Here is a 7460-nt window from a genome sequence, read left to right on the forward strand (position 1 = left end):
AAAGCCGGGGGGAAAGCACGTCGTGCTGCGCGCCGCAGCTCGCTCACTGGAACCTCACCCCCGGGCCCCTCTCCCGCGGAGAGGGGAGCCTGACGAATGGTAGCGCGGACTTTTAGTCCGCGAGTTGCTCCCATCTACACAGTTCACGCGCGGACTAAAAGTCCGCGCTACAGCCGCGCCGCCGTGGCTCCCCTCTCCTGGGGCTTCGCGCATCAAGCGAACCGGGGGCGTACCCGGTAGGGCCGGGGGTAAGGTTCGCCTGGCAGAACGCTCCTCACGGCGCTACGGCCACGGTCGGCCAGCCGTCCTTGTCCCAGGCCAGCTTTTCAATGCGCAACTTGGGCCGGCCGCGGTCGGCCGCATCGTAGCCGTGAAAGACGAGGTAGTCGGCATTGTCGAACGTGTACACGGAGTTGTGGCCCACGCCAAACCAGTTTTTGTCGCCGGCCAGTACCAGCGTGCCGCCGCCCTGTTCCAGCGCGGTGCCGGCCTGGTCCAGGTAGGGCCCGGTGATGTCTTTGGCGCGCCCCACCACCATTTTGTAGGTGCTCTGCGGCCCGCGGCAGCAATAGTCAAACGACGTGAACAGGTAATAAAAGCCGCCTTTCTTGAAGATGAATGGCGCTTCAATGGCGCCGTCGCCAGGCAGCGAGTCGTTCAGCTTCGGGTCGCGCGGGCGCTTGGCCACCGTGCGCCACTGCTCGGGCTGGGCCGGGGCCGTGAGGTCGGGCTTGAGCTTCACCAGCTTCATGCCGCTCCAAAAGGAGCCGAACACCAGCCACGGGGCCCCGCCGGCGTCGCGGGCCAGGTTGGGGTCGATGGCGTTCCACATGTCGCGGCCGGGCACCGACTGGATGACCTTGCCGTGGTCGACCCATTTGAAGTCGGGCGAGGCCGGGTCCAGGGTTTTGTTGGTTGCCAGGCCAATGCAAGAGGTGTTCTTCCCGAACGCCGACACCGAATAAAACAGGCTGTATTGCCCGTTGGCAAACGAAATGTCGGGCGCCCAGATGTGGCCTTTGAAGCTGGGGATGGCCGCCACCGCCCAGGCTGGCGGCGCCACAAACACGGGCTTTTGGGGCGTCCAGGTTTTCAGGTCGGGCGACGACCACACGGCGATGCCGTTGCCGGTGCAAAACATATAGTACGTGCCGTTCTGCCGAATCATGACCGGGTCGTGGGCCGACGGGGTGGTGGTGGGGCCCTGCGGCGGCCGGCCGGGCTGCTGGGCGCTGGCTGGCGGGCCCAGCAGCACGCAGGCCAACAGCAGGAACTTGGTGAATACGCTGGTCAAAGTTTGCATTAACGATTGTGTTGAGGCGTTAGCGGCAGATGGTTTTTACTGCTCGGCCAAAGTTATGCTTTTTCACAATCGTTTGTGTAAATTATTTATCTTTCATCGCAAATGACTCCTAGCCTTTCTGAGGCTCCGTATGCTGAAACGATGCTCAACGGTAGGCCTATGGCAAACCGCTCATGCATATGCTGCTGAAGCAGCAAGGGTTGCCCGGAGGGGCGGCGTTGCCAGTTCGGGCCGCATAGGTGGGTAACTGGCAAGACGCAGTAGCTTTACGCTCCACATTTCATTTTTGCCTACGTCAAATGGCTTCTCGCCGCTCCGATACCACCAAACAGCCCGAGGCCAGCAGCCCCGTTTCCATGGCCGACCTGGCGCGGGAACTGGGCGTGTCCATGACCACGATTTCGCGGGCGCTCAGCGACCACCACAGCATCGGACCCGCCACCAAGCAGGCCGTGCTCAAGCTGGCCAAAAAGCTCAATTACCAGCCCAACCACCTGGCCGCGGCCCTGCGCAAAGGCAAGAGCAAGCTGCTGGGCGTGATTGTGCCCTACATCGAAGGACGCTTCTTTGCCTCGGTGGTGCACGGCATTGAAACGGCGGCCAGCAAGGCCGGTTTCAGCGTCATCATCTGCCAGTCGAGCGAGGACGTGGCCCAGGAGCGCAAAAACCTGGAAACGCTGCTTAGCGCGCAGGTGGCGGGCATCTTGGTGTCGCTGTCGCTGACCACCCTCGACTTCAAGCACTTCGAAAAGGTGCGCAAGCACGGGGTGCCGCTGGTGTTTTTCGACCGCATTCTGGAGGGCGACAACGTGAACGCCGTGCTGCTCAACGACCGCGAAGGCGGCTACCAGGCCACCCGGCACTTGCTGGAGCAGGGCTGCCGCCGCATTGCCCACTTTGTCGGCATGCAGCACCTCAACATCTACAAAAACCGCCGCCAGGGCTACCTCGATGCCCTGCAGAGCTACGGCATCGCCCCCGAGGAGGGCCTGATAAAAAGCTGCGACATGACCGTGGAAGGCGGCGCCGCGTGCATGGCCGAGCTCCTGACCTTGCCCCAGCCCCCCGACGCCGTGTTTGCGGCCGGCGACTCGGCCATTCTCGGCGCGCTGCAACTGCTGAAGAGCCGGGGCATCCGGGTGCCGCAGGACATCGCGCTGGCCGGCTTCAGCAACGAGGCCCTCACCCAGGTGGCCGAACCCATGCTCACGTCGGTGGACCAGCGCTGCGAGGAAATGGGCCAGGCCGCGTTCCGACTGTTCACCGACTTGGTCGACGCCAAAAACGCGCCGTTTTCGCAGCGCCAGGTGGTGCTGCAGCCGCAGCTCTTTATTCGGGCCTCCTCGCTGCGCAGCGGCGCCTCCGAGCCGGCCGAAGCGGGTGATGCCGCTGGTGCGCTACCGCGGCGCCAGGCGCGCCACACCTGAGGACGTGGCGGCCGTTTCGCAGCGCCGCTTGAGCACGGCCAGAATGCGGCCTTGAATTTCGCTCATCACAAAGCCGGTCCACAGGCCGGCGTACCAATTGAGGTGGGTGCTGAGGCGCTGCTGGCTGTGCAGCACCAGGCGCGTGCGGTTCGGGCCGGCGGGCCGCAACTCGTAGGTGCCGCGCAGCACGTCGGAAAACCGGCCGCCCACGATGGCTCGTCGAAGGTGGTGGGTGGGATGGTGGCCGTATTCGGCACGATGCTGAACGAAAGGCGCTGCAACAGCACCCACTCGTCCACGGTTTCGATGAACCCTACGCCGCGCTCGAAGGTGGCGTGACGCACGCCGCCCACGCCTTCGCGGGTGAGGGTGGCCTCCATGGGGCGCGGGAAGCCGATGTCGTCAATCAGGCTATGGCCCAAGTCCTGCGCCGGAATGGGGGCCACGCGGATGATGTGCTGCCACACCACGGCGGCCGGCGCGTTAATGAGAACGGTGTTTTCAACGCGGCGGAAATCGTCGGGGTTGTTGAATCGAGCTTCGATGGGGCCGGCAATGAAGGGCAGGATGGCGAAGGCGGCAACTACCAGCGTTTTGCTGCGCCGGTCATCGCGAGTATCCGTAATAACAGCGTATATACGTGCCCCAATTACGGCCAGAAACATAAATAATGGGAACATGATGATAACGCAAATCATGCCTTCCAGATGAAAAAGGAGTGCAGCCATCATGAAGCTCATTACTACTGAAAACGGTGCCCACACCAACCGCCAGCTTTTGGAGGCTGAAGTCGGCGTGAAATGCGCCGTGATAGCGCCCAAAACAGAAGGCGTCACCGCATCACCGCAAGGAAGGAAATGCTGAGCAGGCCGCTGCTACGAGCGGGCATAAATTCGTCGAGCACGAAGCGCGCAAGTAAGGAATACACGAGGCCTATTCCGAGAGCTAGAATATATGGATAGTGCCGCCGGGAAATCATCGTGAGTAGTTTTGGTAAAATAAAGTCCGGGCGCTGCCGTGTAAATTCCTTTTTGGAAAGAGCAGGCAGTTGCGCCGTCCGCAAAGTAATCCCCGCATGAGCACCGCCCCTTTGCCCACCATCGTCTTCCTCCACGGCTTTGCCGAAAGCCGCGAGGTGTGGACCGAATTCACCCGCGCTTTCCCCGACGGCTACCGGCTGCTGGCGCCCAACCTGCCCGGCCACGGCACCAACCTGGCGCCCGTGCCCGACTTTTCGATGGAGGCGCAGGCCCGCTACGTCATCGACTACCTCGCCCAGAAAGACTGCCCGCACCCGGTGCTGCTGGTGTGCCACAGCATGGGCGGCTACGTGGCTTTGGCCCTGGCCGAGCGCTGGCCCCAGCGCGTGGCCGGGCTGGCGCTCATCAATTCCTCGGCCCTGGCCGACACCGACGAGAAGCGCCAGAACCGCGAGAAAAACATCGGCTTTGTGGAGCGGCACGGCGTGGCCAAGTTCATGGAATCGTTCGTGCGCCCCCTGTTTGCGCCCGTCAACCGCGACAAGCTCACCGACGCCCGCGGTTTACTAGAGGAAATCGGCAAAGCCACGCCCGAAAGCACCATCGTTGGCGCCCTGCGCGGCATGGCCGCCCGCCCCGACCGCACCCAAGTGCTTGGCAACGCCAAATTCCCGGTGCTGATGGTTGCCGGCAAGCACGACGTAGCCGTGCACTTTGATGACGCCGTGCGCCAGGCCGCCATGCCCGCCGAAGCCCACGCCTTGTTCCTGGAAGGCAGCGGCCACCAAGCCTACCTGGAGCAGCCGGAGCAAACGCGCCGGGCAGTACTGGCCCTGGCCGAGGCCGTGTTTGGGCAGTAGGACTATTGAATTACAAATGTGATAGGCAGTACGTAATAGACGCGCACAGGCCGTCCATGCAGCAGCGCTGGCACGGTAGCAACTGGTAGATTCTCAATAGTTTTAAGAACCGCCTCGTCCAGCGGCTCGCCCACCGTGCCCACGATAGCCGGTCGTTCAATGGCACCGTTTCCGGCAATTTCGAAGTAAGCGTACGCCACGCCTTGCAGTCTTTGGCGTAATGCCGCAGGCGGGTACTTTACTTGCCTTTGAATGTAGGCAATCAGGCTGCTGGATGAATAGTCGAGGTGGACAGGTGCACGCTGATTCTTTTGAGCCCGACGCAGGGCCAGTGCTTCTGGGAGCGTTGGGTTCTGGTCGGCATAGGCATAAGGCTGAGCAACTGAGGTAGCGTTGTAGTCAAGTAGCAGGCGAAGCTTGGGGCTGGCAGTAGTCAGTAAGGTAGGGTCGGGGCGCCTGCCTGCCAGGCCAGCATGTGCCCCTGTAGGTATTCAATAGCGGCCGCGGCGGCCGCCAACAGGTTCGGGTTGGGCGAACCTGGCGGCAGGATGAGTTCGAAGTTGCTGGGCTGAATTCCATTTTTCAACTCAAATTTTAGCACCACGCGGCCCGAGGGGCGTGGCGTGGCGACTTGGGTGCTACGGTACAGCAAAGCCCGCAGCGAGTCGGGGCCACCGGGGTAGTGTGGGCCGGTGTAGGCGGCGGTCGGCGCGGCTTCCTGACCCGCTGCGGTAGAAACGACGGCGACCAGCAATGCGGCCGCGGCAACCATTCCGGTAAAAGGTGTTTTCATGTTGGTATACAAGGCGAGTTGAGCCCGCAAGCTACTGCACCATACCGCATAAAAAAGCCCTGCCTCGGGTGAGAAGCAGGGCTTTGAAAGAAGAACAGGGGCCAGTGCCTAGCGGTTCTGAGCGCCGGCGCTGCTTACGGTGTGGCCATGCACACCGGCTTCGCGGGTTTGGGCGTACCAGTCGGTGAGGAAATACACCACTAGGAACACGATGCCGGCGCCTACGAACAGGTTGCGGGCCGTTTCGTTGTCATTGGCAAAGCCAAACAGCCAGGGCGAGGCAATGAACACCAGGCCGCTCACCAGCTCCAGCTTGCCGTGCACCGGAAACGGGATGACGCGCATGGCGCCCAGCGGCATGTTGGTGAGCAGCGAGATAACCAGGTAGCCGGCCGCCAGCACGTAGCAAACGGTGGCGTAGGTGCCGTGCAGGTCGAAGAGCGAGGGCGCCAGGGCAAAGAACGCGCAGGTTCCGTAGTCGAGGATGCCGTGGACGGTGGGCGAAATGACTTTCATAACTTGTGGAAGTGAAAGGTGGAAGGATGCTCAGGCTTACGGCAGTTGGTAACTAATTGATATAGCCGAGCTTACGCGCCTGCGGCTGGATGTGCAATGAGGAATTGTCATCCTGAGCTTGCGAAGGACCTTCTTACACTTGCGCTGATTGATTACTGCAAGTCGTTTGGCGGTGAGAAGGTCCTTCGCTGTGCTCAGGATGACAATGCCTCTTTTTTCATTGCCCATTGCCCATTGCTCATTAAGCCCCTGGCGTTACACCAGGCCGCGCATCCGCTCGAAACCTGTGCCCAAAATGGCGGTGTCGTCGGCCCCCAGCCAGTCTTTGAGCACGGTGGCGTAGATGCTGCGGAAATCGACTTGGTGGCGCAAGTCGCCCTGGTCGAGGTTGGCGAGGTCGGGCGCGTCGTTGATGACGCCTTTTTTCTGCAGCGCGCCGCCGGCCAGAAACATCGTGTTGGCCGTGCCGTGGTCGGTGCCGTTGCTGGCGTTTTGGCCCACGCGCCGGCCAAATTCCGAGAACACCAGCACCAGGGTGTTGTCCCACTGGTTGTGCTGCTTGAGGTCGTCGGCCAGGGCCGCGAGGCCGTTGCCGAGGTCGGTAAACAGGCGCTGCTGCTGCTCGTGCTGCCGCACGTGGGTGTCGAAGCCGGATAGGGCCAGGTAGTACACCCGCGATTCCACGCCGGAGTTGATGAGCTCGGCGGTGGTTTTCAGGTTTTTGCCAAAGTCGGAGTTGGGGTACGTCACCGCCGACTTGTAGATTTTGGATTTGTCGTAGAGGTAGTCGGCCGAGGAAGCCGTTTCGGCCAGCGTCTTGTAGAGGTAGTCCACCTGGTCGTGGTGGGCAGGGGCGGTTTCCTTGCGCACTTTGGCCAGCAGGCGGTTTTGGGTGAGCTGGTGAAACTTGCCGGGATTCTTCAGGGCCAGGCCTTTGCGGGAGGCGCCTTTGAGGGCCAGGCTCAGCGTGTCGTCTACTTCCAGGGCGTTGTAGGGGCGCTGGCAGTCGGGGCAATTCGAGTCGAGGTAGCGGCCCAGCCAGCCGGTGCTCACCACCTCGTCCGAGCCCGAGCCGCTCTGCCAAATGTCCATGGAGCGGAAATGCGAACGGTCGGGGTTGGGGTAGCCCACCGAGTTGAGCACGGCCAGATGCCCCTGGTCATACAAGCCTTTCAGGCCTTGCAGGGCGGGGTGCAGGCCCAGGTCTTTCTCGAGCGCCAAAATGCCTTCGGCCTCCTTGATGCCCAGCGTGGGCCGCGCTTTGTAGTACAGGTCGTTGCGGTAAGGAATGACGGTGTTGAGGCCGTCGTTGCCCCCGCTCAGCTGCACCACAATCAGCCGGCGTGCACCCACGGCGTCGCGCAGTCCGGCTAGCCCCGGCCCCCGGTCCAGGGCGTGCAGAAATTTGGGGACCAGCAGCAAGGTGCTGGCTAGGGCAGAAGTACGGAGGAAATCGCGGCGGGTGGTAGCCATACTGGTATTGAGAAAGAGTGGAAGTAAGAACGAAAACTCCCCTCCTCAGCTGAGGAGGGGACGTTGCCGCGCCCGCGGCAACTGGGGTGGTGGCACCGCAGGGAGTCG

Annotated in this window: 8 protein-coding genes; 2 read left to right on the forward strand and 6 right to left on the reverse strand. The window is 62.3% G+C overall.

Translation table 11 applies throughout. The annotated features are described in order from the left end of the window. Positions 1–274 precede the first annotated feature (274 nt). Positions 275–1303: an arabinan endo-1,5-alpha-L-arabinosidase gene (locus VF629_RS19840; protein WP_331060247.1), complete on the reverse strand. Its 1029-nt coding sequence runs from the start codon at positions 1301–1303 to the stop codon at positions 275–277. Positions 1304–1602: 299 nt separating this feature from the next. Between VF629_RS19840 and VF629_RS19845 the strand changes: the two genes are divergently transcribed. After that, on the forward strand, positions 1603–2730 hold the full coding sequence (locus VF629_RS19845; protein ID WP_331060248.1) for a LacI family DNA-binding transcriptional regulator: 1128 nt from the start codon (positions 1603–1605) through the stop codon (positions 2728–2730). Positions 2731–2795: 65 nt separating this feature from the next. On the opposite strand, the gene VF629_RS19850 is transcribed toward VF629_RS19845, so the two are convergent. Continuing rightward, complete coding sequence (locus VF629_RS19850; protein WP_331060249.1) at positions 2796–3395, reverse strand: hypothetical protein; 600 nt, start codon at positions 3393–3395, stop codon at positions 2796–2798. A gap of 410 nt (positions 3396–3805) precedes the next feature. Between VF629_RS19850 and VF629_RS19855 the strand changes: the two genes are divergently transcribed. Further along, positions 3806–4570, forward strand: coding sequence for an alpha/beta fold hydrolase (locus VF629_RS19855; RefSeq protein ID WP_331060250.1), 765 nt, complete (start codon positions 3806–3808; stop codon positions 4568–4570). Between the two features lie 2 nt (positions 4571–4572). Here VF629_RS19855 and VF629_RS25825 read toward each other — a convergent pair whose 3' ends face one another. The 4 genes from VF629_RS25825 to VF629_RS19870 all read right to left on the reverse strand — a co-directional run bounded on the left by VF629_RS25825 (position 4573) and on the right by VF629_RS19870 (position 7352). After that, entirely contained in the window at positions 4573–5061 is a 489-nt protein-coding gene (locus VF629_RS25825; RefSeq protein WP_414653908.1) for an energy transducer TonB, read from the reverse strand. Next, a complete protein-coding gene (locus VF629_RS19860; RefSeq protein ID WP_331060251.1) occupies positions 5004–5363 on the reverse strand; it encodes a hypothetical protein in 360 nt (119 codons plus the stop codon). The genes VF629_RS25825 and VF629_RS19860 overlap by 58 nt, the downstream gene beginning before the upstream one ends. 108 nt (positions 5364–5471) lie before the next feature. Beyond that, positions 5472–5879: an SPW repeat domain-containing protein gene (locus VF629_RS19865; RefSeq protein WP_331060252.1), complete on the reverse strand. Its 408-nt coding sequence runs from the start codon at positions 5877–5879 to the stop codon at positions 5472–5474. A 255-nt stretch (positions 5880–6134) separates the two neighbouring features. Beyond that, positions 6135–7352 carry a DUF1501 domain-containing protein gene (locus tag VF629_RS19870; protein WP_331060253.1) on the reverse strand — a complete coding sequence of 406 codons (1218 nt, stop codon included), beginning with the start codon at positions 7350–7352 and terminating at the stop codon, positions 6135–6137. Positions 7353–7460 lie beyond the last annotated feature (108 nt).

This window comes from Hymenobacter sp., assembly GCF_036388155.1.
Taxonomy (GTDB): domain Bacteria; phylum Bacteroidota; class Bacteroidia; order Cytophagales; family Hymenobacteraceae; genus Hymenobacter.